Raw genomic sequence first — 25412 nt, forward strand, 5'->3', positions numbered from 1 at the left:
GGTTCGACCGGATTGGATACACTGGTCCAAAAGGTCAGAGCGGTAGAGAACAATGACGGATAGCAGTGTCAAAGCAGGTGTCGAAGACGTATTGTCGTCGATCAAGCGTTTGGTCAGCGAAGAAGGGCGCAAGGTCCCGAACCTGATCAAAGCGACTGCGGCTCGCAAGCCGGGACGCCTGGTTTTGACGGATGCCCTGCGGGTTGGCACACCGGCCGAGGATCCAAAAGCACCTTTGAAACTGGCCCAAAAGATCTCGGCTGAGGCGGCCTCGCAGCATGCTGCGAATGTCGGCGCGGTGCGCCCGGCCAACGACCTGTCACAACCTATGCGGTTGCGGTCTTGCGATATCGTTCGTCCCGGAACGCCGGCAATCAATGACATTGGCGGTGAGTCTTCGGATGATCGCGAAGGCCGCAGGGATCTGGCCGGAAGTCTGAGCGCCAAGATCGCGGCTCTTGAGGCTGCGATTGCGCGGACCGAAGATCAGTGGGAGCCTGACGGTGAAAGCGACGACGCTTATTCCGGCACGCGCACCGACACGGTCAGTTGGGCCTCGGACGCCGGGTTTTCGACGTCGAAGGATGCGGCTGCGTCCGAAGCTGAGATGGACGCTGACAGCGACGAGGAAACAACGCCTGCCACGTTTATCCGGGACAACCGGGATGCCTCTGAGGCCGAGGTAAAGCTGGATCAGGAAACGCCGGCGATGGCGACCGGCACGATGGATGAAGACGAATTGCGTGAGTTGATCGCAGACATCGTCCGTCAGGAACTGCAGGGCGCGCTGGGTGAACGTATCACCCGCAACATTCGCAAGCTGGTGCGGCGCGAGATCAACCGCGCTTTGGCCGCTCAGAATTTGGATTGACGCTCAGCCGAACCGAGGCTCAGCTGCCAGTGACAGCAGGGCATCAAGGTCCATATGCTGTTCAAGGTGATCGGCCAAAGACTCCAACGTTTGCTCAACACTGACTTCGTATGCCAGTTCCGACTTGGCTCCAAACCGCTGCAGAAACGACGCGCGGAAGGCGTCTGACGCGAAAATGCCGTGCAAATAGCTTCCCAGAACGCGCCCGTCTCTCGATGCGGCGCCTTCCGGGCGCCCTTCCACCTGCAACCATGCGCGGGCAGTATCCGGACCTTGGGTGCGCCCCATGTGGATTTCGTAGCCGGTGACAGGCTCGCCGCCGGGCAAGGCCTGCGCTGATCGCAGTTCGACCCGCTTTTCCCCGGACATAACCGTTTCCACGTCCAACAAACCCAGCCCATCGACGCTGCCGGGTCTGCCGTCCACTCCGTCGGGGTCGGCGATCACCCGGCCCAGCATCTGATACCCGCCGCAGAGGCCAAGAACATGGCCGCCCCGCCGTACATGGGCATACAGGTCGATGTCCCAACCCTGTTTGCGGAAAAAGGCCAAATCTCCGATCGTTGATTTGCTGCCCGGGAGAATCACCAGATCCGCGTCACCGGGAAGGGGGCGGCCAGCCGGAATGATCTCGACCGAAACACCCGGCTCGGCAGACAGCGGGTCCAAATCGTCGAAATTCGCCATGCGCTCCAACTGCGGCACCGCAACCTTGCAGGTGCCGCCGGCGTGCGAGCGGATATCCATCATGTCTTCGGCCGGTAGTTTCCAAGCATCGCCAAACCAGGGAACGACGCCCAGACAAGGCCATCCGGTGCGTGCCGCAATGTCGTCGCGCCCGTCATCAAACAGGCTGACGTCTCCCTTGAAACGATTGATCGCAAAGCCGCGGATCATTGCAAGGTCAGCGTTCTCTAGCACTGCATGGGTGCCGACGATCTGCGCTATGACACCGCCCCGGTGAATGTCTCCCACCAATATGACGGGCACATTCGCGGCGCAGGCAAAGCCCATGTTGGCGATGTCGCCTGCCCGCAGGTTGGTCTCGGCCGGACTGCCGGCGCCCTCGACCAGCACAAGGTCGGCATCTTGGCAAAGCCTGGCAAAGCTCTCGAGCGCAGCGTTCAGAAGCTTGGATTTGTCCCTGCGATAGTCCTTGGCCCGCATCGTTCCCGCCCGCTTGCCCTGAACGATCACTTGCGCACCGGTATCGGTTTCCGGCTTCAGAAGGATTGGATTCATGTCCGTATGCGGCGGGCGCCCCGCCGCCCGGGCCTGCAGCGCCTGGGCGCGGCCAATCTCGCCTCCATTTGCGGCTACTGCGGCGTTGTTGGACATGTTCTGCGGTTTGAAGGGGGCAACCTTCAAGCCTCGCCGCGCAAAGGCCCGGGCCAGCCCGGCCACAAGCACCGACTTGCCGACGTTGCTGCCGGTCCCCTGAATCATGATCGCGCGAACCATCTGAGCCTCCTGCGGATGTTGGCAGATGACCGCATTTATTCAGCCGACGAAAGCGTGGATCGGGCCATTTGCACGACGAATGCGACCATTCCGCTGCGTACAGGGCAAAAAAAAGCGCGCCGAAAGTAACGGCGCGCGTTTTTGGGTCGGGCAAAGCCTTAGGCGGCTTCGGCCTGCTGTGCAGCGTTGCGGCGTTCGCTTTCTTCGCGCGACAGGGCGACGGACGTACGCACGCCACGGCCAACGAACTCCATCAGTCCGTGGACAACCCGTTCGTTCGGGTCGATGCCAGCGCAAGACAGCACTTCGCGACCATCGCGCGAGCGTGCCCAGCGGGCGATTTGTTCCGGGCCATTGCCGTATTTCTTGTCATCGGCGATGGCATCATCGAGTGCAGCCAGCACAACGGCCGCGAAAAGTTTGCGGGCACGGTTGCCTTGCTCATTGTTAAAGGCGGTGCCGTCAACGAAATCTCTCATCTCGTTTTCCTTGTTGTTCTTGCTCTTGTAATTTTCGGCGTGGCGGTCCTTATGACCTATTTAGTGCGATTCGGATACACCTAATTTGCATAGTTGCGTTGCGTCATTTGCATGGCTCTCTGCAGGTGCAGCACTAGGTTTCGTTGTATTGCATGGATCGGTCCCGCCAGATATAGGGACGACAACTGACGCATCAACCATGTGTGAAGGAAATATGTCATGCCCAAGATCAATGGGAACGAAATTCGCCCGGGCAATGTGCTTGAGCATAACGGCGGTCTGTGGGCGGCGGTCAAGGTCGATCACGTCAAACCGGGCAAAGGCGGTGCCTTTGCACAGGTGGAATTGCGGAACCTGCGCAACGGTTCGAAACTGAACGAGCGGTTCCGTTCAGCGGACAAGGTCGAGCGTGTTCGGTTGGAGCAGAAAGACCAGCAGTTCCTGTATGAAAGCGACGGGATGCTGGTATTCATGGATGCCGAGACCTATGAACAGATTGAATTGCCTGCAGATTTGCTGGGTGACCGTCGTCCGTTCCTTCAGGACGGGATGACCATCGTGGTCGAATTCTATGAAAGCGAGGCGCTGAACGCGACGCTGCCTCAGAAAGTCGTCTGCAAGGTCGTCGAGACTGAACCGGTCGTTAAAGGTCAGACTGCGGCGAACTCGTTCAAGCCGGCGGTTCTGGACAACGGGGTCAAAGTCATGGTGCCGCCGTTCATCGCGCAGGACGAGATGATCGTCGTGAACACCGAGACCATGGAATATTCCGAGCGCGCGTAACGTCGCGTCATACTCGGAGAAAGACCAAGAAACCGCGCCGCTATTCGGCGCGGTTTTTTTCTTGCGAGGCGGCCCCGCCCCGGCGGTAGCGGGCGCGGTCCGGGCCGAACAGTTCCAGCAACAGCTCGAACTTGATGCGATTGGCGCTGACCTGCCGGTAAAAAGCGATGAGAAACCCGGTCGGCCCCTGGATCCGGGCCAGACCGCTGGTCGCGGCGACCACGGTTCCCACGTCGGTTTCTCCTTGCAGAACCAGCCATCCGCCCAGCATCAGAACACCGACGGTGCCTGCACCGTTGATCACGCTCAGCAGAAACTTGGCCGACAATTTCCACAGGAACATCCGCCGCCGGGTGTCGTAGATCGCGTCGAACTGGTCGTGCACTTCTTGAGTCACGGCCTCGATGTTTTCGATCGTCAGATGGTCGGTCGCGCTACGCAATATGCGGACGCGGTCCGCCACGAACACGTTCACCTTTCTCTGCGAGACGAGAACGATAAGGATCTGCGGTGCGATCATCGAAAGGGCAATCAGTCCCAGCCAGGGTTGCGTCGACGAGATGTAGCCAATCACGCTGACCAAGGTTCCGATTTGTACGACCGGGTCCGAGAACGCGCCGCCTGCGAATTTGCCCAGTTCTTCGGCTTCGGCAGAAATGGCCGTCGTCATGGTTCCCTTGCGGACATTCTCGCCCGACTCGTCCACGTCCACGGTGCGGGCCAGCAAAAGCTGGCGAATGCGACGGATCATGTCTTCGCCCAATGTCCCCGCGCGATATCCCAACACCCACTTCAGAGCGAGGCTCAGCAGGATCACCCCCATCATGCCGGCACCCAGCAGCAGGAGATGAGGCGCCTCGATATTGTCCGAGGTCAGATGGTTGATGATGTCCCGTTGAAACTCCAACGGGGCCGCGGCAAGAGCTGCGACCGACAAGGACAACAGGATCAGTATGACTTGCCGTCCGGCGCTGGCGCGCCAGATGGCTGAATACAGTTGGAGCATGCAGGCACCCGATCAGCCAAGTGCCTCAAGTCTTACCGTGTGGCCGGGCCGGATAAAACGTTTGCAAAGCAGCCCGGTTAGTGGTCGTGCCGGTTGGGCAACAGGCTCAATCCAGCAGACGCAGCCGGGCGTCTCCGGCCTGCATGTCGTCGCCCGCCCGATCAAGGCGCAGATAGGCGATGGCCTGTCCGTTCGATTGCGTGAACAGCGTACCGGCTGGTTTTCCCGCCGAGAGGATTTCGGAGCCGACCGGAGCCGCGCCGTCGATGGCGACAACCCGCAGCCCCTTGCGCAACTGGGTCTTGTGCTTCATGCGAGCGGTTACCTCTTGCCCGACATAGCAGCCCTTTTTGAAATCGACGCCGTTGAGCGGCTCGAATCCGGCCTCGAGGATATACGTGTCCGGTGTCAGCTCGATCCCGGTTTCCGGGATGCAATGACGCACCCGAATTGCGTCCCAATCCGTTCCATCATCGGCTTCGGGGGCGTCAGAATACGCGCGCCAGCCCATATCGGGGTGACGAGGATCGGGCAGGGCGCCTTCGGGTGCGGGCCCGGTTCCGCGTTGCAGGTACAAGTTGGTTTCCTCGATACGCACGTCCGCCCGCAGCTTGTACATGTTCAGCCGCTTGATCAGTGCATCCGCCATCCCCTCAGCCACGTCCAGCAGTACCGAGTCGCCATCGCGTTTCAGAAAGAAATCGGCCAGGTACTTGCCCTGCGGGGTCAGGATGGCCGCGTAGACAAGACCATCGTCCAGCTTGCGGGTGTCATTGGTGACCAGACCTTGCAAGAAGCTGTCGGTATCCGTGCCGGTCAGGCGCAAAATGCGGCGGGTGCTCATCTTTGGGTCCTCGTCATTGCCCTGAGAGCGGTGATATAAGCGAACCCGTTGCCAAGACCAGAGGTTTCGAACGTGTCCGCCCCGATCAGTATCGTGATTCCGACATTCGATTCCCAAACCGAACTCGCGCGCTCGCTGATGACCCTGATGGAAGGTCTGCACGCCGGTCTGATCCGCGAACTTGTCATCGCCGATGGAGGGTCGACCGATCATACGTTGCGTATTGCCGATGAAGCAGGTACCCGGATCGTTGCCGGGGCCGGGTCCCGTACCGCGCAGCTGCGCGTGGGATGCGACGCCGCGGTGGGCGACTGGTTGCTGATCATCCGTCCGGGGACCGAGCTTGAGCCGGGATGGACCGACGCGGTGGCCGAGCACCTTGTAACGCGGCGTCCGGGTGTGTTCCTCCTTGGGTTCCGGTCCTCAGGCCTGATGCCGAGTTTGACGGCAGGTTGGGCCAATCTGCGCAGCTGGGTCTTCGGACTGGCGTCTGGTGATCAAGGTCTGCTGCTGCCGGCGCAATTGTACAAGGCCGCCGGCGGATATCCGGATCAACCGGGGAAGGAGGAGGCGTTCATGCGCTCTCTGCCGCGCGCGACTCTGTTGCGGGCGCGTGCCATTACAGGTGCCGGGCGCCGTGGTCGGACGCGTCCTGAGGCGCCACCTCAGTAACCCCGGTCACAGATGCTTCAGGGGGTGGCTGCCGCGCCGTCGGCTCGGCGATGAGGTTGGACCGCAACTCGACAACAGATTTGCCCAACCGGAATGGTGCCGCAAAGCTGACAAGACACAGCGCGATGATCTGTAGCACGAGAATGTGGGCGTTTTCCTGAAGATACTCCCACTCTCCCTTCAGTTTGGCGACCTGAGCGATCAGGTCATCATAGCTTTGCGCGAGGATCATATAGTCTCCGGCGATTGCCGGCACTTTCCGCCGCATGTTGTCGATAGCGGTCTGCGTTTCTTCGTCCAGCGTGGTGAATACCAGGAATTGCTCGATGTCGAAGGCATCGGCTTTGGCAGCCATGTCCTGAATGTCACCCATCTGGTCTCGGGACCGTGCGCCGAAGATAAAGTTCAGGCCCTGCAGCGGCGCAACTTCGTTGGTGACGGCGATGAACAGCGGCAGGTCGGCGTTGCTGGCGGTCGAGGCCGACAGGAACTCGACCTTGTCGCACAAAACCGCCGTGTCCGGATCGTAGGCCGGATCGCAGAACCGCAGCCGGAACCGCGCGGCGTCGCGATCGAAGGCCAGTGTCGCCGCATAGGCAACGTCGATCTGCCTGTCCAACCTTGAGCTGTCGGATTTGTAGAGCCCCGCCATGACCGCCACCAGCGCGCCCAGCCCACCCAACACGACCCACACGAGGTCGGCCAGCTTCCATGCCCGGTGACCCGCTGGTTTGCGAAACAGGAACGCGGTGCCAATCGATCCGGCCAGAAAGAACAGCAACAGCAGGGGCAGCTGATAGTCGGTGATGAAGCTCATGCACCCGAGTTTAAGTGGTCAGTCTTCCCACGCAACAGCGATCACGTGCAGTTGTAACGCGTGTCAGGATGCCCATACTCGGGTCAGGAGCCGGAGGGAGAACGTGATGAGCAAAGAGATTGTGCTGATCCACGGGGCGTTTGCCGGGCCGTGGTGCATGGCGGACTATGCGGAGTTCTTCCGCGCCCGTGGATGGACGGCGCACACCCCGGCGCTGAGATTCCATGGCGGCGATCCCGCAGCCGAGCCCGATGCGGGTCTGACCGACACCAGCGTGCTGGATTATGCCAACGACATTGCAGAATTCGTCCAGGGGTTGGACAGCAAACCCGTGATCCTTGGGCATGCCATTGCGGGCGTCGTTGCCCAGCAGGTTGCGTCTCGCGGGTTAGCCAGCGCCATCGTGTTGATCAACCCGAACGCGGCCTGGGGCACCCTGCCGGAAACCGATGACGAACGCGCCGTGCCGCGCGCCTTGATGGAGGGCGGGGCCTTCTGGAAGCAGCCCATGCGCGTCGACTTCGACCTGATGGCCCCATTTGCATTGAACAAAATGCCCGAAGCCCAGCAGCATGCGGTCTTCGATCAGCTTGGCCCGGAAAGCGGGCGGGTGATGTTCGAGATGTTTTTCTGGATGTTCGACGATCACCACGCGATGAAGGTTGATATCGACAAGGTCGACTGCCCGGTTCTGATCGTTTCAGGCTCGGAGGACAGGGCGGTGAACCCCAACACCTGCCGTGCCTTGGCGAAACTCTATGGCGACCGCGCGACCTTTCTGTCCGCAGAAGGTCATGCGCATTTTCTGTTCATGGAGCCCGGTTGGGAAAAGCCAGCCGCACAGATCGCGGACTGGCTGGACCAGAAGCTGGGCTAGGGGCCCTTCAGGCGTTATTTGCTGACCTGAAACGTGCTCTGCGGCCGCCAACGCAGCACGCCGTCGCTTTCACGGTAACAACGCAACAGGCGTTCCTGCACCGTGCTCACCGTGCTGGTGACGGTGTTGTCACCGACCATCAGCACAAAGGCATCCTCGGAATAGGCCATGCCTTCGTAATAGCAGAACCGGGTCTCGGCGCCGTCGGGGATGGGGGATGCGGTGCTGAGCATCTGCTGCGCGGGGGCTGCCGAGGCCATCAGGGTCAGGGCCAGCCCGAGGGTCAAAGTTTTCATGTCGTCCTCCCGTTCGGATATCCGATTTTCAAATTGGGTCTTGGACGCTCGGAACCTCAAAGCTCGTTCTTGGTTGACGGATTGAGGGTAAGTGTGAACGAGATCAACGGGTTAGGCAAGGGTTTTGCGGGCGGCTTGTGGAGACATGCCACGCTATAATCCCAATGCTTGATGCAAAGCATCAAGCATGCGCCCGACCCGCCCCCATGGGCGGGCGCGTTCCGCACCCACCCTCGGGCCGGGCGCGAGGTTCTCAAAAAGGACAAAAATATTTGTCTCATCCAGAGTGAATTGGATGCTACTTTTGCAATCTTGCGGATTACTGTTCTACGATTTTAAAGCCACGAAACGATGGTCTAGCGGTCTTCACTTCGACTTGATCGTAACCAATGAGGGCCTTTTGAAATTGCTGAGAAGTTAACGGCGAATCTGCGCCTAAAATAACCTCTCGGAGCGCCAGTTGTTGATTGAAGGAACGAAAGAACAAGTTAGTTCCATTGCGCTTTTGCTCTTTTTCTTCAGTAGTCAACCCAGTGTATAGTCTCCATTCCTTTTCATACTTCCAGTGAACACTCTTTGTCTTTTGAGCGTAAGACACCTTGTCCAACAACTGCCCGCTTGATTTAAATATCTCATAGTTGAATTTCTCAAACTTCTTTTTGTATTTTATCTTTGCAACTATGTCGCGCGCGACGTCGAAACCAAGACAAGCGCCTTTGTGGTATTGAGCATAGTGCCCCCACATAGATGGACCGTTCCATTCGCTACTAAAAGAGATAAACCCGGAAATCTGTGAAACATCTGAGATAGCTTTCTTCCAGGCGATTCTAGATGCTTTGTCTTTGCCAAAGTCAAAAGGCATCATCTCGAAGATATCGTTCACCTTGTCTGGGAACGACAGTTTTAAGTGACGCATTTCAACGTTTTCTAAGGCATGCTCTGGACCGGTGAAGTAGTAGAGACGTTTTGTTCCACTACACATCCAACTCCTCCACGAACCGCGCGTTCTCCTGAATATACTGGAACCGCAGTTCGGGTTTCTTACCCATCAGGCGCTCGACAAGGTCGCCGGTTTCGCCGGGTTCGTCCTCGTCGATGGTGACGCGGATCAATTTCCGCGATTTGGGGTCCATCGTGGTTTCTTTCAGGTCCTTGGCGTCCATTTCGCCCAGACCCTTGAAGCGGCTGACGTCGATCTTGCCTTTGCCGCCCAGACCTTTTTCCAGCCATTCGTCGCGCTCGGCTTCGTCCAGGCAATAGACGCGCTTGGCGCCTTGGGTCAGGCGGTAGAGGGGCGGGCAGGCCAGGTACAGGTGGCCCGTGTCGATCATCGGGCGCATCTGGGTGAAGAAGAAGGTCATCAGCAGCGAGGCGATATGCGCGCCGTCCACGTCGGCGTCGGTCATGATGATGACCTTGTCATAGCGCAGGTCGTCGATGTTGAACTTGGTGCCCAGCCCTACGCCAAGCGCCTGCGTCAGGTCATTGATCTCGGCGTTGGTGCCCAGTTTCGAGCTGGCCGCGCCAAGGACGTTCAGGATCTTGCCGCGCAGGGGCAGCAGGGCCTGTGTCTTGCGGTCGCGGGCCATCTTGGCCGAACCGCCAGCCGAGTCGCCCTCGACGATGAATAATTCGGTGCCGTCGCGTGTTGAACTACTACAGTCCACCAACTTGCCGGGAAGACGGAGTTTCTTAGTGGCGGACTTGCGTTGTGTTTCCTTCTCGGCCCGTCGGCGCAGGCGTTCCTCGGCCCGCAGGATGAGGAAATCCAGAATGGCGCCGGCGGATTTGGTGTCGGCGGCCAGCCAATTGTCGAAATGGTCGCGGACCGAGTTTTCGACCAGCCGCTGTGCCTCGACCGTGGCAAGACGGTCCTTGGTCTGGCCGACGAATTCGGGTTCACGGATGAAGCACGAGACCAGCGCGCAGCCCCCGGTGATCAGGTCATCGCGGGTGATCTGGGCGGCCTTCTTGTTGTTGATCAGTTCACCGTAGGCCTTGATGCCCTTGAGGATCGCGGCCCAGAAGCCCGCCACGTGGGTGCCGCCCTCGGGCGTCGGAACGGTGTTGCAGTAGGACTGGATGAAGCCATCGCGCGACGGTGTCCAGTTGATCGCCCATTCCACCTTGCCGGGGGTGCCGAATTTCTCGTTGAAATCGACGGTTCCGGCGAAGGGCTGTTCGGAATAGGTCGAGGAGCCGTTCATCGTCTCCTTGAGGTAGTCCGACAGGCCGCCGGGGAAGTGGAAGGTGGCCTCAGTGGGTGTCTCGCCGTCGTCGATGGCGGTTTTCCAGCGGATTTCAACGCCCGAGAACAGGTAGGCCTTGGAGCGGATCGATTTGAACAGGCGGGCGGGTTTGAACCTGTGGTGGCCGAAGATTTCGGGGTCGGCGTGGAAGGTGACGGTGGTGCCGCGCCGATTGGGAGCCGAGCCCACCTTTTCGACCGGACCCAGCGGGATGCCGCGCGAAAAGCGCTGTTCGTACAGCTCCTTGTTGCGGGCCACCTGCACGACCATCGAATCCGACAGCGCGTTGACCACCGAGGCGCCCACGCCGTGCAGACCGCCCGAGGTCTGGTAGGCCTTCCCCGAGAACTTGCCGCCCGCGTGCAGGGTGCACAGGATCACCTCAAGCGCGGATTTGTCGGGGAACTTCGGGTGCGGGTCGATCGGAATACCGCGGCCGTTGTCCCGCACGGTCAGGGCGTAATCGTCGTGCAGTTCCACCTCGATACGGTTGGCATGGCCGGCAACGGCCTCGTCCATCGAGTTGTCGAGGATTTCGGCCACCATGTGGTGCAGTGCCCGTTCGTCGGTGCCGCCGATATACATGCCGGGGCGTTTGCGCACGGGCTCCAGACCTTCGAGGACCTCGATCGAGGAGGCGTCGTAGGTGGTGGTGGATTCGGGCGTCAACAGGTCGTCGGGCATGGGTGCTGCTCTTGTTTTTGGGTTGGGCCCATTATGGCAGGTGATGTGGGTCGGGGGAAGAGGGACGCGAGGTGTTGTATCAAACTTGCGGGCGGCGGCGGGTTGCAAAACGGGTGGTTTTCCCGCTGAGATGCGGAAATCTTGGAGGAGCAGGTGATGAGCTGGATCAAGACGATACCATTCGACGAGGCACGCGGTCGGTTGAAGACGCTGTATGACCGGGTCACGGGGCCTGGGAACAATGTGGACAACATCATGATGGTGCATTCCCTGCGTCCACATTCGATGGAAGGTCACATGGCGCTCTACAAGAATGTGCTGCACCATTCAGGAAACTCGGTTCCCAAGTGGTTTCTGGAAGTGCTCGGGGTCTGGGTCAGCTCGTTGAATCGCTGCGGCTATTGTGTCGAGCATCATTTCAGCGGGTTGCAGCGACTCTTGGGGGACGAGCAGCGCGGTTTGGCCATCCGCGCGGCGGTCGAGGCGGAAACACCCGAGACGGCGCCGTTGGACCCCGCACAGATGGCGGCGATGGAATATGCCCGAAAACTGACCGAGAACCCGGCTGGCCTGGCGGCGGCGGATATCGACGCGTTGCGATCTGTTGGCTGGGATGATGGTGAGATCCTGGAGATCAATCAGGTTTGCGCCTATTTCTCCTATGCCAACCGCACCGTTCTGGGGCTTGGCTGTTCGACCAAGGGCGACATTCTGGGGTTGTCCCCGAACAATTCGGACAATCCGGATGACTGGGGCCATCGGTGAAGGGCGCTGCCTCTTGCGTCCTTCGGCGTCGGGCGAAGAGTTGGCTCAGTTGTCCTGAACCCAATCGAGAATAGCGTCGGCCACCGCCTGAGGTTTCTGGTGATGCAGCCAATGGTCTGTACCGTCGATCTGCATGCGGGTCAGGTTGGGAGCGAACTCTTCCAGCCCATCGGAGCATTCGGGAAGCAAGGCTTTGTCCCGCGGCCCCCACAGAAGCAAATGCGGGCAGCGGACCCTCAGCCTGTCAACGGGCAGTTCCGGCAGGTCCGTGCAGGGCGCGCCTGGCTCAGCCACCACAAGGGGTGAGGCCCGGTACCAGTTAAGCATGGCGTCGAGCCGTCCCGGGCGGGCCCATTCGGTGCGATAGTCGCCCATGCGCGCGTCGCTCATCCAGTCCAACCCCATGCCATGCCGAAAGAATTGTTCGAGCTTGGCGAAGTTGCCGGCCGAAAGAAATTCGGCTGCATCGGGCGCGCGCAGGCGGTTGATGTATTGAGAGGCCTCGGATTGTTTGCCTCCTGCCGCAAGTTCGCGCTGGAACGGGACAGGGTGAACACCGTTGGCGATGATCAGGCGGCTGACCAACTTGGGGTGGAACATGGCAATTCCGTAAGCCACCGAGGCGCCCCAATCATGTCCCAGCACAGTGACGGGGTCGCCAACCTGCTCGATCAGCACGGCCATGTCCGACACCAGCTTTGACAGCGCATAGTTCGAAATACCCTCGGGGGCCCAGCTTTGACCATAGCCACGCTGGTCCGGCGCGATGCAGTGAAAGCGGTCCGACAGGTGCGGGGCCAGGTCGGACCACGCGCCGCCATACTCCGGGAAACCGTGCAACATCAAAAGCGTAGGCAGGTTGGGATCGCCCCAGCGGCGGACGAAGAACGGGTGGCCGTTGAGGTCGAAGAATTCGCTGTCCATGCGGGATGCCCCTGACTGAGTTCACACCTGCAGAGTTTTCGGAGCCGTCGCCGAAGTCAACTTGATACGGATCAACGCGGAAAAGATGCAGATCTGCTAGGCGTTTCGGCGGACAGTGACACAGGAGAGAGCATATGGACGCAGTGATCCGAAAAAAGACGACCGCAGCCCCCGTGGCCGTCATGGCCAAACCGAACGCGGACACCGAAGCGCCCACCCGCGAAAAGATCCGGCAGGCCTTTGAAAGCGGGGAGTATCCGTATCGCTCGAAATTGTCCCGGGCGGCTTATGAAAAGCAGAAGGCCCAGTTGCAGGCCGAATTGTTGAAGGTGCAGTTGTGGGCGCAGGAGACCGGGCAGAAGTTCGTGCTGTTGTTCGAGGGTCGCGACGCCGCCGGCAAGGGCGGCACCATCAAGCGGTTCATGGAGCATCTGAACCCGCGTCAGGCTCGGGTGGTGGCGCTGAACAAGCCGACCTGGGAGGAGAAGGGCCAGTGGTATTACCAGCGCTATATCCAGGAATTGCCCACCGTCGGCGAAATGGTCTTTTATGACCGGTCCTGGTACAACCGGGCCGGGGTCGAGCGGGTGATGGGGTTCTGCACCCCGAACGAATACCTCGAGTTCATGCGCCAGACGCCCGAGTTGGAGCGCATGATGGTTCGGTCGGGAATCCAGCTTTATAAATACTGGTTCTCGGTGACACGGGATGAGCAGCTGCGCCGTTTCAAAAGCCGCGAGACGGACCCGCTGAAGCAATGGAAACTGTCGCCCATCGACAAGGCCAGCTTGGACAAATGGGATGACTACACCGAGGCGAAAGAGGCGATGTTCTTCTATACCGACACCGCCGACGCGCCTTGGACCATCGTCAAGTCGAACGACAAGAAGCGCGCCCGGCTGAACTGCATGCGGCATTTCCTGTCGACGCTGGATTATCCGGACAAGGATCATGGCATCGTGGGCCAGCCCGATCCTCTGATCGTGGGGCAGGCACATCATGTGGTCCACCGGTCGGATCACATCCTTGGTACGGCGATCCATCCCGAGGCGCGCGTCACCTGATTGGCCCGACGGGCGTCACCGAGGTCTCGAAGTGAAATTTCAGAGATCTCCCCTTGCCCCGGCTCGGGGCCGCGCATATGGCTGGCGGGATGAGAAAGGTCATGACATATCCCGCCCATTTCCGGGCCATTGCTGTGCTGGGGCTGCCGTTGATCGGTGGTCATCTGGCGCAATTCGCCATTGGCCTGACGGATACGATCATGCTGGGCTGGTATGGCGTCGAGGCACTGGCCGCGGTGACGCTGGCCAGCAGCTTTTACTTTGTTCTGTTTCTTTTCGGAGGCGGATTTGGCCTAGCCGTCATGCCGATGGTCGCGACCGCGGCCGCCGAGGAAGATGAAACCAGCATTCGCCGCAGCACCCGAATGGGTCTGTGGCTGTCTCTGCTGTATGGCATGCTGGTCATGCCGCTGCTGTGGTGGTCCTACCCGATTCTGATCGCCACGGATCAGGATCCACAAGTGGCGCAAACCGCGTCCGAGTATCTGCGGGTTGCGGGCTGGGGCCTGTTTCCCGCGCTGGTGGTGATGGTTCTTAAATCCTATCTGGCCGCGTTGGAGCGTACGCAGATCGTGCTGTGGATTACCGTCGCGGCGGCAGTGGTCAATGGACTTACGAATTATGCGCTGATCTTCGGCAACTGGGGCGCGCCGGAACTGGGCGTGATGGGGGCCGCGATTGCGTCGGTCGTCACGCAGACCGTGTCGCTGGTGGCGGTGATCATTTACGCGGTGAAAGTCCTGCCGGAGCATAACCTGTTCCAGCGGTTCTGGCGCCCGGATTGGGAAATGTTGCTGAGCGTCCTGAAGCTGGGTGTGCCCATCGGTCTGACCTTGTTGGCCGAAGTGTCTCTGTTCGCCATGTCCGCCTTCATGATGGGGTGGATCGGGCAGGTGCCGCTGGCGGCGCACGGGATTGCGCTGAACCTGGCCTCGGCCACTTTCATGGTGCATCTGGGCCTGTCGAATGCAGCAACGATCCGGGCCGGCAATGCGCTGGGGCGCAAGGATCGACCGCATCTCGAGAAAGGCGCAATCGCGGTCACGGGCATGTCCCTTGTGGTGTCCGTGCTGACAATCATCCTGTTCCTGACCTGCGCCGAGCCGCTCATCTCGGTATTTGTCGAACCGGACGACCCGCAGCGTCCCCAGATTCTGGCCATCGGGACCGGTCTGCTGGCCATGGCGGCCCTGTTCCAGCTGGTGGACGGCGCGCAGGTAATCGCTCTGGGCCTTCTGCGCGGGTTGCAAGACGCCAAGGTGCCCATGGTTATGGCAGGCCTCAGCTATTGGGTCGTGGGGATCCCCGCATCCTACTACTTTGGTTTCGTGCAAGGCATGGCCGGGATCGGAGTCTGGCTTGGCCTTGTTCTGGGCCTTGCCTGCGCGGCGGTCATGCTGATGGGACGGTTCTGGCTGCGATCCGTCCGCGTGGTAGGTGCGCCCGCCGCGTAGCGACAACCGCCAGGCTCAACCCTTCTCCAGCCGGTCGGCCTTCTTGCGCACCAGTACCGTGCGCAAGTCGTGCATCGCCAGCAGCAACCGGTCCGTGATGTCTTCCAATTGGGTATCGGTCGCCTTGGACTGGGCCCATTGCGTGGTCAGGTTCAGGTGATCGATCGTGCGGTGGATGTCGTCGACGTCGCGCCGCGCAAGCAGGGCTTTGCGTTCGTCCATCCAACGGGCGATTTCGGTTTTGTCCGCTTCGGTCAGGGTACCCTGACCATGCGGCTTGACCTCGCCGTTGCGGATGTTGATCACCGCGATCTGGTCCATTTCGATCCGGCGCTGCCGGTTCTCCGTGTCGATCTTGAACACGACCGCGCCGTTCTCGCGGACGCGAAAGTAATATTCGGGCAGTGCTGCGGACATGTTGAACCTCGGTCTTAGCTCAGGGACGCGCAGAACCGCTGGATGCGGGTGCAGGCCTCGGTCAAGGCTTCGTCTGAAGTCGCGTAGCTGACGCGGAAATTGGGGCTGAGGCCGAACGCCGCTCCAAAAACTACGGCTACGTCGGCTTCCTCCAATAGGGCAGTCGCGAAGGCCTCGTCGGTGTCGATGACCGTGCCGGCCGGCGTGGTCTTGCCGATCAACCCGGCGATGGACGGATAGACGTAGAATGCGCCCTCGGGAGTGGGGCAGGTGATGCCGTCAATCTGGTTCAGCATCCCGACCACAAGATCGCGTCGGCGTTTGAAAGTTTCATTGTTCGGGGCAAGGAAGTCTTGGGTGCCGTTCAGGGCCTCGACCGCGGCCCACTGGCTGATCGAGCAAGGGTTCGACGTGGATTGCGACTGGATCTTGCGCATGGCCGCGATCAGCTCGACAGGGCCTGCGGCATAGCCGATACGCCAGCCGGTCATGGCATAGGCCTTGGAGACACCGTTGCACGTGAGCGTGCGATCATACAGCCCGGGTTCGACTTCGGCTGGCGTGCAGAACTCAAACCCGTCATAGGCGAGGTGTTCATACATGTCGTCCGACATGATCCAGACATGAGGATGCCGCATCAGAACATCGGTCAGAGCCTTGAGTTCGGCGCGGCTGTACCCTGCGCCGGTCGGGTTCGACGGCGAGTTGAAGATGAACCATTTGGTGTTTGGCGTGATTGCGGCTTCCAACTGGTCTGGGGTCAGCTTAAAGCTGTTTTCCAGTGTGGTCTCAACCACGACAGGCGAACCGCCCGCAAGCAGCACCATGTCCGGATAGCTGACCCAGTAGGGGGCGGGAATGATAACTTCGTCGCCCGGATTCATCGTCGCCATCAGCGCATTGTACAGCGTCTGCTTGCCACCTGTTCCGACCGAGATCTGTGCGGGCGTGTAGTCCAGCCCGTGGTCACGTTTCATCTTGGCGCAAGCGGCCTGTTTCAGCTCGGGAATGCCGTCAGGCGCGGTGTATTTCGTTTTACCGGCGGCGATTGCGGCAACGGCTGCGTCCTTGATGTTCTGCGGCGTGTCGAAATCGGGCTCACCTGCGCTGAGGCCGATGACGTCCCGTCCGGCGGCCTTCAACTCGGCGGCTTTGGCCGTCATGGCAATGGTCGGCGAAGGTTTGACGCGCGACAGTGTCGCAGACAGAAAGCTCATGGTGGGCCCCGGTTTGTATGTTGCTCAGGACTGTCATAGGGTGCCGCCGAAACACGATCAAGCGATATGCTTTTGAAGAACTGGAGAGTTTGATGAGCGACGAAACCGACTGGTTCGGACCCGAGGCCGCGACATTCGGAGACCGCGTGGCCGGCGCGCGCGAAGCCGCCGGCATGACCCAGACCCAACTGGCCCGCCGGCTGGGTGTCAAGAAGTCCACTGTGGTGGCCTGGGAGAATGACCTGTCAGAACCGCGCGCCAACAAGCTGTCGATGATGGCAGGTATGTTGAACGTGTCGATCATGTGGCTGCTAACCGGTGAAGGCGAGGGCATGGATGCTCCGGACGTCGCGGAAGCCGCGGATATGGAGCTGGCACCGCTGGTCGCGGAGTTGCGCGCCATCCGGGGCGAGATGCGGGCCAGTTCCGAGCGCCTTGCGCGGGTCGAGAAAACGCTGCGGCTGAAGCTGGAGAAAGGCGAATGAACGACATCCGGATCAAGCGGCTGAAGATGCGGTCGATGCGGCGCGGCATCAAGGAAATGGACATAATTCTGTCTGCCTATGCCGACCAGCGGCTTGAGCGGATGTCTGCGACCGAATTGGACCTGTACGAAGCTTTGTTGCACGAAAACGATCAGGACCTCTACCAATGGGTAACCGGGCAGGTCGCCGCCCCTGAACACTACGCGAGCATGATCTTCGATATCTCGCAAGTATTTCAAAAATAATGGCAAAACAGACTTAACAGATTCTTCGGGATTTCGCGTCAAAGTTTCCTGAACGGCGCGATTGAATCGGAGGATCGGATGAGTTTGGAATTGCAGGTCTCCGCACCCGGAACCAAAGGGTTCATGTCCAGCTATCTTGAGGCGCTGGCATTGGTTGAACGTCTGCATCGGTTGCTTCTGGACGTCATAAAGGACGAGTTCGAGCGGGTCGGCGTTCTGGAAATCAACGCGGTGCAGGCGCTGCTGCTGTTCAACATCGGTGACCACGAGGTGACTGCCGGTGAACTCAAAAGCCGCGGCTATTATCAAGGCAGCAATGTCAGTTACAACCTCAAGAAACTGGTCGAGATGGGGTTCATGCATCACCAGAGATGCGAGATTGACCGACGTTCGGTGCGGGTGCGTCTGACACCTCGGGGGCGGGAAATCCGTGACATCGTGGCCGATCTCTTCTCGCGGCACGCCGAAGGGCTACAGGCCAAAGGTGTCCTTGGCACCGAAGGGATCGAAGAGATTACCAGCGCTTTGCGCCGGGTTGAACGGTATTGGACGGATCAGATCCGGTACATCTACTGACTAACGCCGTTCAATGGCAAAACTTGGGACAGGGTCAGCGAATCCAGCTCTCTGATCAGCTTGCGCGTCATCGCGTCTTCGTAGGCTTCAAATCCCAAAGCGGTTTCGACGAAGGCTCCGGGCCCCAGAATGACCCAAGCGTTGTAATAGGCCGACAACTCTCCGATTTGCACATACCGCTTGTCCCCGGTGCTGGGATCATCGGCTCCGATCACGAGCCCATTGATCGTGATGCCGGTTGCCTGCAGTTGGGCTTTAGCTTCTCTGGGATGGAGGCCGACATTGTGCTTGCCATCTCCTGAGAGGTCCAGCGTCCGCTTCAAGCAGGCGGCTTGGGCATCCAACAAATCAGCCCCGTACTGCATGGCAGACCCCACCGCTGTGCCCTGAGGTGCCGATGACCGACGCGTGGATTGCAGACGTTGCGCAATCCCGGACAAATCGGTCGGGGACCGAATGTCGGTCCAGCCGACCAACAGCCGCTGGAAACCTGCTTCGCTCCATTCGAAAACGGCGATCCGAACGGGGGCTTCGGGATTCGACAGGATCAGCCGTTCCACCTCCGGCCGTTGCAATGCAGCGGCCAAGCCGTCCAATTGAAGTCGGTATTCGTTGCTGTCGACTGAGCCTGAAACATCCAACCCAAGCGCCAGGGCTTGCCGGCATTGAGCAGCGGCCGGGCTGCCCAAGGCCAAACAACACAGAGCCAGCGCACGGGTAATCATTTTGCGTTGCGCCCCAACGCGCCGACCTGAAGGCTGGTCAATTCCCGTTCCAGCTTGCGTCGCATGGCGCGCTCAAAGTCTTCGAACCCTTGCGCGATTTCCAAAAAGGCGTTTGGCCCATGCAAGACGTTGTTCTCAAAAAACGGGATGAGGAACAGCTCCCCTTCGAAATCCGCCGCATTTATGACCAACCCATTCACGGTTATGCGGTCGAAGGGAAAGTGGCGATAGGCGATCTGCGGACTGTAGCCGTCATTGTTCGAGCCGTCCCCGGACAGGTCAATCGTTTGAAACAGGCATTGCGGAGCCTGCTCCATCAGAGAGGCCCCGAAAGCCAGGGCATATCCCATGGCAGTGGCCGAGCCGCTGTCAGATCTTTGGGACTCGCTCACCTGTGTCGCTACAACAAGCAGATCAGCCTCGGTCTCGATCAGGCGCCAGGGAAGGACGATGTACTGGGCGTCGCGACCGCTCCACTCATAAACCGTCAGGGCTACGGGCAGCGGCGAGGAAAAGAACGCTTTCCGGACTTCAGGAGCGATCAGGGCTGAAGCCAGGCCCTGCCGCTGCAGGGCGTCTTCTTTGGCGTCGACCGAAACGGATATGTCCAAAGCAAGCGCCAAGGCCAGCCGGCAGTTTTGGGCCTCAGCAGAGCTGGCCAGAACGGCCAGCCCCAATCCTGTCAGCCAGCGGATCACCAGTGGCCGGTGCTTTCCATGCTGGCCCAAGGTTCGGCCGGGGGCAAGGCATCGCCATTCTGCAGCAGTTCAACCGAAATGTTGTCAGGCGAGCGCACGAACGCCATGCGCCCATCGCGGGGAGGGCGGTTGATGACGACACCATTGTCGGCAAGGTGCTGACAGGTCTCGTAAATGTTGTCGACCCCATAGGCCAAGTGGCCGAAATGGCGGCTGTCGCTTGGCAAACCCTCATCGCCATCCCAGTTCCATGTCAGCTCGATCGGCCTGTCCTCCTGACCCGGAGGGGCCATGAAGATCAGCGAAAATCGCCCTTCCTCGCTGTCGTAACGGCGGGTTTCCTGGAGTCCCAGCAGCTTGTAGAAGGCCATGGATTTTTCCAAATCCTTCACGCGCACCATGGTGTGGAGGTATCTCAGCCCCATCTCGGCGATCCTTTCGGTGTTGATGATTGTGTGCAGCTTAGCGCGCTGCAGGGGCGTGTCGAGGGGGCGGTCGCAGAGAAACCGAAAAATGCGCGACGCAGCGCACATATGGCGGTTTCAGTGCTGATGTTGCCGATATATAGTGGTCGGCGACTCATTTCAAAAACGAGGTATGTCCATGCCGCTGTCCGCCGAACAACTGGCCGAGATCGAAGAGCAACGCGCACAAACGCAGTCGACCCGCCGTGTTGTGGCTCCGGGTATGGAACAGCACCTCTACACTGCGCATCCTGTTCTGGACCACGGATTCGTTCGGGTCATCGACTATATGGGCGATGATGCTGCGATCTGCCAGGCGGCCCGCGTGTCCTATGGCAAAGGTACGAAGTCCGTACAGAATGACGAGGGGTTGATCCGCTATCTGATGCGCCACTGGCACTCGACCCCGTTCGAGATGTGCGAAGTGAAACTGCACGTGAAACTGCCGGTCTTCGTGGCCCGCCAGTGGATCCGCCACCGGACGGCCAACGTCAACGAATACTCTGCTCGCTATTCGATCCTTGATCGGGAATTCTACATTCCCGCGCCGGATCAATTGGCTGCGCAATCAGCGATCAACAATCAGGGGCGGGGCGAGGCGCTTCAGGGCGAAGAGGCTGCGCGCGTGCTGGAGATTCTCAAGGCCGACAGCGCCCGCTGCTACGACAATTACGAAGCGATGATCGGCCAGGATGGCCAGCAGGGTCTGGCGCGCGAACTGGCGCGGATGAACCTGCCGGCAAACATCTACACGCAGTGGTATTGGAAGGTGGACCTGCACAATCTGTTCCACTTCCTGCGCCTGCGGGCAGATCCGCATGCGCAATACGAAATCCGCGTCTATGCCGAAACCATGTGCAAGATCGTGGCCGACTGGGTACCGTTCGCGTACAAGGCGTTCGAAGACTATCGCCTGGGTGCGGTCAACCTGTCGGCACAGATGGTCGAAGCGCTGCGTCGGATGCTGAAGGGCGAGCAGGTGACGCAGGAAAACTCGGGCATGACCGCGCGCGAATGGCGCGAGTTCGAAGCGGTGATCCGCGAAGGCTGATCGCCACCTGTTCGGATTGTCATGATCCTGTTACACTTTGGGCATGACGTTCAGCTTGATGTTTAGAACTGCGGCGATCGCTTTGTTGCTGTGCCAGCCGGCCTACGCAAAGTCGCCAATCGCTGAGGTGATCTGTGAGCCCACGGCGCGGATGCATGACAAACTGCGCCACCAATTCGGCGCGCAGCAAACCGCCTCTGGTGTTCGCGGACCCGAGCAGATCATGGAGGTGTGGACCAGCCGTCGCGGTGACTGGACCCTTGTCGTAACCTATGCGACCGGGACGTCCTGCATTGTGGCCATGGGCGATAACTGGACAAACCGCAACGAGGCCGACCCGACGCGAGGTTAGACTATCCGGGAAGAGGGTGGACAACGGCCTGTCAATTGGCCGTTGACCTTGTTTCGTCGCACCCGCCAGTTGGCGGGCCCTTTTACAATGGCTTCAAATCAGCCGCCATTTGGCGGCCGTCACGTCCGTCCTGCAACTCGTACGAGACTTTCTGATTGTCGGCGAGTCCGGTCAGGCCGGATCGTTCTACGGCCGAGATATGCACAAACACATCCTTACCCCCTTCATCGGGGGCAATAAAACCATAGCCTTTGGTCGTATTGAACCACTTCACGGTGCCGGTTGGCATTTCCCGTGTCTCCTTCTCCTTGCGCGTCACCCAGCAAATCGGCAGGGCATAGTCAAAGCGACCACAAACCCACGCAGTTCCGAACGAACGAGACGGCGTAAATTGTGTGTTTCGCCTTTTTCAACATTGCACGGTGAAGTAAAAAATCAAGGAATACTGGGTTAACCTATTCGTTTTGCCCGAAATTGCTGCAACGACCGGAGTAGATACATCATGCGCCTTTTTGGCCTGAAGACCTGCGATGCCTGCCGTAAGGCATTGAAATCACTGCCTGATTCCGAATTCATTGATGTCCGAGGTGCGGGTGTTCCTTCGGAGGTGCTGGCCAAAGCGTTTGACCAGTTCGGCGAAGCCTTGCTCAACACCCGCTCGACAACCTGGCGTGGATTGGACGACGATCAACGCTCGCGACCACCGCTGGAACTGCTGGCTGATCATCCTGCCCTGATGAAGCGTCCGCTGATCGAACGTGACGGTCACTTGTTCCTGGGCTGGACCACGCAAACCCGCGCAGCCCTTGGCATTGCTTGATCGGGTGACTATCTGAACCGGCGCAACAATCAGGAATAATTCATGCGAAACGCAGCCATGATATTGGGTGTCATTGCCGGTCTGGTCGGAATGATCGTCGGTTTTTTTGGGTACGGGTTTGTCGAGCTTGTGGATCGTTACGGCGAGATCGAGGGGTTGGCAGAGCAGGTGGAAAACCCCCAGCTTATCAAGACAGCATCGCTTTTGGCGCCGTTGCTGGCGATTGCCGGGGGGGCCATGGCGCATGCGCGTGCGCTGGTGGCGGGAGTGCTTCTGCTGATTTCCGCTGCGGGGATGTACTATGCCTTTGGCTTTGGCGTGTTCACCATGTTCCCGATTGCCTTCGCCGGCGTCGCCGGGCTGCTTGGGATCGCCGCGGGCAAGCCGGACGAACCCAAAGCGCATTTCTAGATCATTTCAGGCGCAGGACCCGGTCGAGCGAGAGTGGGCCCGCGCCGTTGATCACGATCACCACGAACAGGAAGGTCCACATGACCCGCTGATCCATCAGAGTGATGGTGTTGTCGAACAGACCACCCAGTTTGACCCCGTGCCCGGTGACATCGGTGAAGGTCTGGACCCAGACGAACCCGATCATGCCCAGGGCGGCAAGGCGGGTCAGCAGCCCCACCAGCAGCAACGCAGGCAGGACGAACTCGGCCCAGGTTCCGGCGACGGCAACGGGCCAGGTAAAGAACCCTAGCTGCGAGCTGTCGTAGCCGACGGCCTCCATGGCCTTGGGGAAGATCTGGACATAGGCCCCATCCGAGGGGAACAGGAACCCGAAAAAGCCGCTGCCCAGCTTGGTCATGGCCGAGTTCCAGTAATAGACCAGAAGAACCGCTATGAAAGTCAGCCGCGCCACGGTCGGTGTCAGCCAGTTCGAGGCGTGGTCCAGCTTTCCAAGTGCGGAATTATGCATAGAGATCAGGGCAGTCATGTTTCCGGCCTTTCGATAGTCATTGAAGTAATTGCACTGCCCTGCAACAGCAGTGCCAGGGTGGTTCCCAGGTCGAACGCGGGAGTCCGGGCGGTGGTTGCCTCGAAGGCCTGACCAATGGTCTGGCCGGCCTGCATGGCGGTGATCCAGTCGACCCCGCCGGGCGGCAGCAGGTGTGGCGACGGGTCGAATTCGGGGCGCGTGATCAGCACGTCCTGCGCACCGGGCTGAGGCTTTGGCGCGCCGTCTTCGGTGTTGAACCGCCAGATGGAGTGGATGGGCCAGTCGGATCGGATCAACTGCATGGCCGGGGCAAAGCCCAGCCGGGCCTGCATCAGGTCTTCGGGCGGCAGGGCGGCCAGCGCGTCGGGCGCGATCGGTTGGCTGTCGGCGGCGTGGTAGGACCGGCGCAATGCCAACTCCAGCCGTGCCACGTCGGGCAGATAGCCAAGATGCGCCAGTTGCTCGGTGTCGGCGAGGAATTCGGGGAAGTTCTCGCCATAGAACATCATCAGCGGAGAGCTAGGCGGGTTCCGACGCAGATAGATCCCGGCCAGACCGTCCATATTCTGCGGACCCAGCAGCTTGGTTATGACCGGAAATGCCTGGTGCATGGCCTCGGTCAGCGACACGGCCACGTTGTTGCGGTAGACGCTGAAGCGGCGTCCGGCGGGGCGGGCCTGATCGTCCAGCAACCCCTCGGGCACGGGAGCCGTCGGATCCAGCAGGGCCGCCCGGAATTCTGATTGCGAGACGCTCATGCCGGGATCCGGTCCAGCGCGGATTGCGCGCGTTCTGCCTCGGCGCGCAGGGTGGGCCAGTCGGGCACGTCATTGTCCCATTCGATCAGCACGGGTTTGGGGCCCGACTGGTCGAGCACATAATCCAGCAACGCCCAGACCGGATCGACGACGGCGCGGCCATGGCTGTCGATCAGCAGGGGTTGGCCGTGATCGTCCTGATCCTCGTCATGGCCACCCAGGTGGATCTCGCCAACCTGGTCCAGAGGGTAGGCGTCAATATAGGCCCGCGGGCTGTAATTCAGATTGGTGGCCGAGACGAAGACGTTGTTGACGTCCAACAGCAGGCCACATCCGGTCCGGCGCGCAACCTCGCGCAAGAAGTCGGGTTCGGACCACGTGCTTTCGGTAAAAGCGAGATAGCTGGAGGGATTTTCCAGCAACATCTGCCGGCCCACCGTCTGCTGTACCTGGTCGATATGATCGCAGATGCGGGCCAGTGTGGCGTCGGTATAGGGCAGGGGCAGCAGATCGTTCAGGAACTGGCTGTCATGGGTGGACCATGCCAGATGCTCCGAAAAGCTGGCCGGGTTCAGCCAGCCCACAAGATGCTTCAGGCGGGCCAGGTGCTCGGCGTCCAGCGGGCCTTCGCCACCGATGGACAGGCCCACGCCGTGCACGGAAATGGGAAACCGTTCGGACAGGTGGCGTAGCTGCGCCAGCGGTCGGCCGCCGTCGCCCATGTAGTTTTCGGCGTGAATTTCCAGCCAGCCGACCGGGCCGGGCTGGTCAAGGATCTCGGCATAGTGCTGCGGCTTGTAGCCGACCCCGGGCGCGGCGGGCAGCCGTTGCATTCTGCGGGCGTCATCCAACATCGCGTGATCCTTCTCAGCAAGAAACAGGGCGGGCTGTTTGGTTTAGCCCGCCCCTGACATTCCTTCCCGTGCCTTATGCCGGCAGATCGCGTTCCAGCGGCTCGAGCGAGCCTTTGCGGGGCGTTCCGTCCGCGGATTTGGGCAGCTCGATGTCGGCGCAGGTGCCCGCATCGACCAACGTCCAGGCGTTGCCTTGGTAATCCACGGTCGAGGTGCCGGCACATGTGGTGCCCGGTCCGGCGGCGCAGTCGTTCTGGCCTGCCAGCGATACGCCATAGCATTTTTCTTTGGCCTGAGCGGCGGCGGTGGTTGCAGAGCCCGCAACGGCTGCGGCAACGGCGCTTGCGATTACGAGGGTTTTGGCGGTGTTCGACATCTCAGGTAATCCTTTTCGTGATTGCGTATGTCTGCTTGTGACAGTGACAAAGGTAACGGCTGACACTGCTCTGTTGAATTCACGAGCCCGTGTCTCACGGCTGTGTCAGGGAGCGTTAATGCCCCTTGCAAGTTAACACACTGTAATAAATTAGGAAATCCAGAAATGTTTCAATCCGGCCCCGT

33 protein-coding genes are annotated in these 25412 nt (G+C 60.1%); 14 read left to right on the forward strand and 19 right to left on the reverse strand.

The annotated features are described in order from the left end of the window. The first annotated feature begins 52 nt into the window (after positions 1-52). Positions 53-871 (forward strand): hypothetical protein, encoded by an 819-nt coding sequence (locus tag ACR0LD_RS01935; protein WP_480635499.1) that lies wholly within the window; start codon positions 53-55, stop codon positions 869-871. A 3-nt stretch (positions 872-874) separates the two neighbouring features. Here ACR0LD_RS01935 and ACR0LD_RS01940 read toward each other — a convergent pair whose 3' ends face one another. Next, positions 875-2332 (reverse strand): cobyric acid synthase, encoded by a 1458-nt coding sequence (locus ACR0LD_RS01940; protein ID WP_480635500.1) that lies wholly within the window; start codon positions 2330-2332, stop codon positions 875-877. A gap of 158 nt (positions 2333-2490) precedes the next feature. Beyond that, positions 2491-2811 (reverse strand): DUF6280 family protein, encoded by a 321-nt coding sequence (locus tag ACR0LD_RS01945; RefSeq protein WP_093962585.1) that lies wholly within the window; start codon positions 2809-2811, stop codon positions 2491-2493. A 219-nt stretch (positions 2812-3030) separates the two neighbouring features. Here ACR0LD_RS01945 and efp point away from each other — a divergent pair, with 219 nt between their 5' ends. Beyond that, on the forward strand, positions 3031-3594 hold the full coding sequence (gene efp / locus ACR0LD_RS01950; protein WP_093962584.1) for an elongation factor P: 564 nt from the start codon (positions 3031-3033) through the stop codon (positions 3592-3594). A gap of 40 nt (positions 3595-3634) precedes the next feature. Here efp and ACR0LD_RS01955 read toward each other — a convergent pair whose 3' ends face one another. After that, the gene (locus ACR0LD_RS01955) at positions 3635-4600 is read right to left on the reverse strand and encodes an ABC transporter transmembrane domain-containing protein (protein ID WP_170338230.1); all 966 of its coding nucleotides are present in this window, start codon (positions 4598-4600) and stop codon (positions 3635-3637) included. Between the two features lie 106 nt (positions 4601-4706). Further along, a complete protein-coding gene (gene ygfZ / locus ACR0LD_RS01960) occupies positions 4707-5444 on the reverse strand; it encodes a CAF17-like 4Fe-4S cluster assembly/insertion protein YgfZ (protein ID WP_480635501.1) in 738 nt (245 codons plus the stop codon). Between the two features lie 72 nt (positions 5445-5516). Here ygfZ and ACR0LD_RS01965 point away from each other — a divergent pair, with 72 nt between their 5' ends. Next, on the forward strand, positions 5517-6116 hold the full coding sequence (locus ACR0LD_RS01965; protein WP_480635502.1) for a glycosyltransferase: 600 nt from the start codon (positions 5517-5519) through the stop codon (positions 6114-6116). Here ACR0LD_RS01965 and ACR0LD_RS01970 read toward each other — a convergent pair. Beyond that, positions 6064-6933: a hypothetical protein gene (locus ACR0LD_RS01970; protein ID WP_480635503.1), complete on the reverse strand. Its 870-nt coding sequence runs from the start codon at positions 6931-6933 to the stop codon at positions 6064-6066. The genes ACR0LD_RS01965 and ACR0LD_RS01970 overlap by 53 nt on opposite strands. Before the next feature lie 106 nt (positions 6934-7039). Here ACR0LD_RS01970 and ACR0LD_RS01975 point away from each other — a divergent pair, with 106 nt between their 5' ends. Next, on the forward strand, positions 7040-7810 hold the full coding sequence (locus tag ACR0LD_RS01975; protein ID WP_480635504.1) for an alpha/beta hydrolase: 771 nt from the start codon (positions 7040-7042) through the stop codon (positions 7808-7810). 14 nt (positions 7811-7824) lie between these two features. On the opposite strand, the gene ACR0LD_RS01980 is transcribed toward ACR0LD_RS01975, so the two are convergent. The 3 genes from ACR0LD_RS01980 to parE form a co-directional block, all read right to left on the reverse strand. Then, entirely contained in the window at positions 7825-8106 is a 282-nt protein-coding gene (locus ACR0LD_RS01980; protein WP_170338238.1) for a DUF1496 domain-containing protein, read from the reverse strand. Positions 8107-8425: 319 nt separating this feature from the next. Next, entirely contained in the window at positions 8426-9088 is a 663-nt protein-coding gene (locus ACR0LD_RS01985) for a DUF2971 domain-containing protein (protein ID WP_480635505.1), read from the reverse strand. Next, complete coding sequence (parE, locus tag ACR0LD_RS01990; protein WP_480635506.1) at positions 9081-11039, reverse strand: DNA topoisomerase IV subunit B; 1959 nt, start codon at positions 11037-11039, stop codon at positions 9081-9083. The genes ACR0LD_RS01985 and parE overlap by 8 nt, the downstream gene beginning before the upstream one ends. Before the next feature lie 156 nt (positions 11040-11195). Here parE and ACR0LD_RS01995 point away from each other — a divergent pair, with 156 nt between their 5' ends. After that, the gene (locus tag ACR0LD_RS01995) at positions 11196-11804 is read left to right on the forward strand and encodes a carboxymuconolactone decarboxylase family protein (protein WP_170358483.1); all 609 of its coding nucleotides are present in this window, start codon (positions 11196-11198) and stop codon (positions 11802-11804) included. A gap of 45 nt (positions 11805-11849) precedes the next feature. On the opposite strand, the gene ACR0LD_RS02000 is transcribed toward ACR0LD_RS01995, so the two are convergent. Continuing rightward, positions 11850-12728: an alpha/beta fold hydrolase gene (locus ACR0LD_RS02000; RefSeq protein ID WP_480635507.1), complete on the reverse strand. Its 879-nt coding sequence runs from the start codon at positions 12726-12728 to the stop codon at positions 11850-11852. Between the two features lie 182 nt (positions 12729-12910). Here ACR0LD_RS02000 and ppk2 point away from each other — a divergent pair, with 182 nt between their 5' ends. Continuing rightward, positions 12911-13792, forward strand: coding sequence for a polyphosphate kinase 2 (ppk2, locus tag ACR0LD_RS02005; protein WP_254429372.1), 882 nt, complete (start codon positions 12911-12913; stop codon positions 13790-13792). A gap of 101 nt (positions 13793-13893) precedes the next feature. Then, positions 13894-15246: an MATE family efflux transporter gene (locus tag ACR0LD_RS02010; RefSeq protein ID WP_170370764.1), complete on the forward strand. Its 1353-nt coding sequence runs from the start codon at positions 13894-13896 to the stop codon at positions 15244-15246. A 15-nt stretch (positions 15247-15261) separates the two neighbouring features. On the opposite strand, the gene ACR0LD_RS02015 is transcribed toward ACR0LD_RS02010, so the two are convergent. Further along, positions 15262-15663 (reverse strand): hypothetical protein, encoded by a 402-nt coding sequence (locus ACR0LD_RS02015; RefSeq protein WP_093962573.1) that lies wholly within the window; start codon positions 15661-15663, stop codon positions 15262-15264. A gap of 14 nt (positions 15664-15677) precedes the next feature. After that, on the reverse strand, positions 15678-16880 hold the full coding sequence (locus ACR0LD_RS02020) for a pyridoxal phosphate-dependent aminotransferase (RefSeq protein WP_170363090.1): 1203 nt from the start codon (positions 16878-16880) through the stop codon (positions 15678-15680). Positions 16881-16972: 92 nt separating this feature from the next. Between ACR0LD_RS02020 and ACR0LD_RS02025 the strand changes: the two genes are divergently transcribed. The 3 genes from ACR0LD_RS02025 (at position 16973) to ACR0LD_RS02035 (ending at position 18186) form a co-directional block, all read left to right on the forward strand. Then, positions 16973-17365: a helix-turn-helix domain-containing protein gene (locus ACR0LD_RS02025; RefSeq protein ID WP_170337797.1), complete on the forward strand. Its 393-nt coding sequence runs from the start codon at positions 16973-16975 to the stop codon at positions 17363-17365. Further along, entirely contained in the window at positions 17362-17610 is a 249-nt protein-coding gene (locus ACR0LD_RS02030) for a succinate dehydrogenase assembly factor 2 (protein ID WP_170338258.1), read from the forward strand. Before ACR0LD_RS02025 ends, ACR0LD_RS02030 begins: the two co-directional genes overlap by 4 nt. 78 nt (positions 17611-17688) lie before the next feature. Beyond that, positions 17689-18186, forward strand: a complete 498-nt coding sequence (locus tag ACR0LD_RS02035; RefSeq protein ID WP_093962569.1) for a MarR family winged helix-turn-helix transcriptional regulator — start codon at positions 17689-17691, stop codon at positions 18184-18186. Here ACR0LD_RS02035 and ACR0LD_RS02040 read toward each other — a convergent pair. From ACR0LD_RS02040 to ACR0LD_RS02050, 3 genes are read right to left on the reverse strand one after another with little or no spacing between them, the layout of a single operon-like run. Next, positions 18180-18911: a DUF1194 domain-containing protein gene (locus tag ACR0LD_RS02040; RefSeq protein ID WP_480635508.1), complete on the reverse strand. Its 732-nt coding sequence runs from the start codon at positions 18909-18911 to the stop codon at positions 18180-18182. The two genes, ACR0LD_RS02035 and ACR0LD_RS02040, sit on opposite strands and share 7 nt — an antisense overlap. Then, positions 18908-19609: a DUF1194 domain-containing protein gene (locus tag ACR0LD_RS02045; RefSeq protein WP_480635509.1), complete on the reverse strand. Its 702-nt coding sequence runs from the start codon at positions 19607-19609 to the stop codon at positions 18908-18910. Before ACR0LD_RS02045 ends, ACR0LD_RS02040 begins: the two co-directional genes overlap by 4 nt. Further along, positions 19606-20034 (reverse strand): VOC family protein, encoded by a 429-nt coding sequence (locus ACR0LD_RS02050; RefSeq protein WP_170337804.1) that lies wholly within the window; start codon positions 20032-20034, stop codon positions 19606-19608. Before ACR0LD_RS02050 ends, ACR0LD_RS02045 begins: the two co-directional genes overlap by 4 nt. A gap of 178 nt (positions 20035-20212) precedes the next feature. Here ACR0LD_RS02050 and thyX point away from each other — a divergent pair, with 178 nt between their 5' ends. Both thyX and ACR0LD_RS02060 read left to right on the forward strand, forming a co-directional pair. Beyond that, positions 20213-21124: an FAD-dependent thymidylate synthase gene (gene thyX, locus ACR0LD_RS02055; protein WP_170358495.1), complete on the forward strand. Its 912-nt coding sequence runs from the start codon at positions 20213-20215 to the stop codon at positions 21122-21124. Between the two features lie 58 nt (positions 21125-21182). Continuing rightward, positions 21183-21476 carry a hypothetical protein gene (locus tag ACR0LD_RS02060; RefSeq protein ID WP_170358496.1) on the forward strand — a complete coding sequence of 98 codons (294 nt, stop codon included), beginning with the start codon at positions 21183-21185 and terminating at the stop codon, positions 21474-21476. Positions 21477-21558: 82 nt separating this feature from the next. Here the strand turns inward: ACR0LD_RS02060 and ACR0LD_RS02065 are convergent, their stop codons facing one another. After that, complete coding sequence (locus ACR0LD_RS02065; protein WP_008758035.1) at positions 21559-21765, reverse strand: cold-shock protein; 207 nt, start codon at positions 21763-21765, stop codon at positions 21559-21561. 213 nt (positions 21766-21978) lie between these two features. On the opposite strand from ACR0LD_RS02065, the gene ACR0LD_RS02070 reads away from it, so the two are divergent. Beyond that, the gene (locus ACR0LD_RS02070; protein WP_480635510.1) at positions 21979-22296 is read left to right on the forward strand and encodes an ArsC/Spx/MgsR family protein; all 318 of its coding nucleotides are present in this window, start codon (positions 21979-21981) and stop codon (positions 22294-22296) included. A gap of 42 nt (positions 22297-22338) precedes the next feature. Beyond that, positions 22339-22707, forward strand: a complete 369-nt coding sequence (locus ACR0LD_RS02075; RefSeq protein ID WP_170358498.1) for a hypothetical protein — start codon at positions 22339-22341, stop codon at positions 22705-22707. Position 22708: 1 nt separating this feature from the next. On the opposite strand, the gene ACR0LD_RS02080 is transcribed toward ACR0LD_RS02075, so the two are convergent. The 4 genes from ACR0LD_RS02080 to ACR0LD_RS02095 form a co-directional block, all read right to left on the reverse strand. Further along, the gene (locus tag ACR0LD_RS02080; protein ID WP_170370759.1) at positions 22709-23236 is read right to left on the reverse strand and encodes a DoxX family membrane protein; all 528 of its coding nucleotides are present in this window, start codon (positions 23234-23236) and stop codon (positions 22709-22711) included. Beyond that, a complete protein-coding gene (locus tag ACR0LD_RS02085; protein ID WP_170438692.1) occupies positions 23233-23997 on the reverse strand; it encodes an HvfC/BufC N-terminal domain-containing protein in 765 nt (254 codons plus the stop codon). The genes ACR0LD_RS02080 and ACR0LD_RS02085 overlap by 4 nt, the downstream gene beginning before the upstream one ends. Next, entirely contained in the window at positions 23994-24851 is an 858-nt protein-coding gene (bufB, locus tag ACR0LD_RS02090; RefSeq protein WP_170366511.1) for an MNIO family bufferin maturase, read from the reverse strand. The genes ACR0LD_RS02085 and bufB overlap by 4 nt, the downstream gene beginning before the upstream one ends. A 73-nt stretch (positions 24852-24924) precedes the next feature. Then, positions 24925-25227, reverse strand: a complete 303-nt coding sequence (locus tag ACR0LD_RS02095; RefSeq protein ID WP_005982123.1) for a BufA1 family periplasmic bufferin-type metallophore — start codon at positions 25225-25227, stop codon at positions 24925-24927. Between the last annotated feature and the right edge of the window lie 185 nt (positions 25228-25412).

The organism is Ruegeria sp. BF8 (assembly GCF_056538625.1).

Excerpts from the sequence above, each read along its gene's own strand:
- ACR0LD_RS01945 (WP_093962585.1), bottom strand. The coding sequence starts at position 2,811 with ATGAGAGATTTCGTTGACGGCACCGCCTTTAACAATGAGCAAGGCAAC.
- ACR0LD_RS02025 (WP_170337797.1), top strand. The coding sequence starts at position 16,973 with ATGAGCGACGAAACCGACTGGTTCGGACCCGAGGCCGCGACATTCGGA.
- ACR0LD_RS01970 (WP_480635503.1), bottom strand. The coding sequence starts at position 6,933 with ATGAGCTTCATCACCGACTATCAGCTGCCCCTGCTGTTGCTGTTCTTT.
- parE (WP_480635506.1), bottom strand. The coding sequence starts at position 11,039 with ATGCCCGACGACCTGTTGACGCCCGAATCCACCACCACCTACGACGCC.
- ACR0LD_RS02010 (WP_170370764.1), top strand. The coding sequence starts at position 13,894 with ATGACATATCCCGCCCATTTCCGGGCCATTGCTGTGCTGGGGCTGCCG.
- ACR0LD_RS02065 (WP_008758035.1), bottom strand. The coding sequence starts at position 21,765 with ATGCCAACCGGCACCGTGAAGTGGTTCAATACGACCAAAGGCTATGGT.
- ACR0LD_RS02040 (WP_480635508.1), bottom strand. The coding sequence starts at position 18,911 with ATGATTACCCGTGCGCTGGCTCTGTGTTGTTTGGCCTTGGGCAGCCCG.
- ACR0LD_RS02015 (WP_093962573.1), bottom strand. The coding sequence starts at position 15,663 with ATGTCCGCAGCACTGCCCGAATATTACTTTCGCGTCCGCGAGAACGGC.
- ACR0LD_RS02030 (WP_170338258.1), top strand. The coding sequence starts at position 17,362 with ATGAACGACATCCGGATCAAGCGGCTGAAGATGCGGTCGATGCGGCGC.
- efp (WP_093962584.1), top strand. The coding sequence starts at position 3,031 with ATGCCCAAGATCAATGGGAACGAAATTCGCCCGGGCAATGTGCTTGAG.
- ACR0LD_RS01940 (WP_480635500.1), bottom strand. The coding sequence starts at position 2,332 with ATGGTTCGCGCGATCATGATTCAGGGGACCGGCAGCAACGTCGGCAAG.
- ACR0LD_RS01975 (WP_480635504.1), top strand. The coding sequence starts at position 7,040 with ATGAGCAAAGAGATTGTGCTGATCCACGGGGCGTTTGCCGGGCCGTGG.
- ACR0LD_RS02020 (WP_170363090.1), bottom strand. The coding sequence starts at position 16,880 with ATGAGCTTTCTGTCTGCGACACTGTCGCGCGTCAAACCTTCGCCGACC.
- ACR0LD_RS01935 (WP_480635499.1), top strand. The coding sequence starts at position 53 with ATGACGGATAGCAGTGTCAAAGCAGGTGTCGAAGACGTATTGTCGTCG.
- ACR0LD_RS02060 (WP_170358496.1), top strand. The coding sequence starts at position 21,183 with ATGTTTAGAACTGCGGCGATCGCTTTGTTGCTGTGCCAGCCGGCCTAC.
- ACR0LD_RS02050 (WP_170337804.1), bottom strand. The coding sequence starts at position 20,034 with ATGGGGCTGAGATACCTCCACACCATGGTGCGCGTGAAGGATTTGGAA.
- ACR0LD_RS02080 (WP_170370759.1), bottom strand. The coding sequence starts at position 23,236 with ATGACTGCCCTGATCTCTATGCATAATTCCGCACTTGGAAAGCTGGAC.
- bufB (WP_170366511.1), bottom strand. The coding sequence starts at position 24,851 with ATGTTGGATGACGCCCGCAGAATGCAACGGCTGCCCGCCGCGCCCGGG.
- ygfZ (WP_480635501.1), bottom strand. The coding sequence starts at position 5,444 with ATGAGCACCCGCCGCATTTTGCGCCTGACCGGCACGGATACCGACAGC.
- ACR0LD_RS02035 (WP_093962569.1), top strand. The coding sequence starts at position 17,689 with ATGAGTTTGGAATTGCAGGTCTCCGCACCCGGAACCAAAGGGTTCATG.
- ACR0LD_RS01980 (WP_170338238.1), bottom strand. The coding sequence starts at position 8,106 with ATGAAAACTTTGACCCTCGGGCTGGCCCTGACCCTGATGGCCTCGGCA.
- ppk2 (WP_254429372.1), top strand. The coding sequence starts at position 12,911 with ATGGCCAAACCGAACGCGGACACCGAAGCGCCCACCCGCGAAAAGATC.
- thyX (WP_170358495.1), top strand. The coding sequence starts at position 20,213 with ATGCCGCTGTCCGCCGAACAACTGGCCGAGATCGAAGAGCAACGCGCA.
- ACR0LD_RS02000 (WP_480635507.1), bottom strand. The coding sequence starts at position 12,728 with ATGGACAGCGAATTCTTCGACCTCAACGGCCACCCGTTCTTCGTCCGC.
- ACR0LD_RS02070 (WP_480635510.1), top strand. The coding sequence starts at position 21,979 with ATGCGCCTTTTTGGCCTGAAGACCTGCGATGCCTGCCGTAAGGCATTG.
- ACR0LD_RS02095 (WP_005982123.1), bottom strand. The coding sequence starts at position 25,227 with ATGTCGAACACCGCCAAAACCCTCGTAATCGCAAGCGCCGTTGCCGCA.
- ACR0LD_RS01985 (WP_480635505.1), bottom strand. The coding sequence starts at position 9,088 with ATGTGTAGTGGAACAAAACGTCTCTACTACTTCACCGGTCCAGAGCAT.
- ACR0LD_RS01995 (WP_170358483.1), top strand. The coding sequence starts at position 11,196 with ATGAGCTGGATCAAGACGATACCATTCGACGAGGCACGCGGTCGGTTG.
- ACR0LD_RS02085 (WP_170438692.1), bottom strand. The coding sequence starts at position 23,997 with ATGAGCGTCTCGCAATCAGAATTCCGGGCGGCCCTGCTGGATCCGACG.
- ACR0LD_RS02075 (WP_170358498.1), top strand. The coding sequence starts at position 22,339 with ATGCGAAACGCAGCCATGATATTGGGTGTCATTGCCGGTCTGGTCGGA.
- ACR0LD_RS01955 (WP_170338230.1), bottom strand. The coding sequence starts at position 4,600 with ATGCTCCAACTGTATTCAGCCATCTGGCGCGCCAGCGCCGGACGGCAA.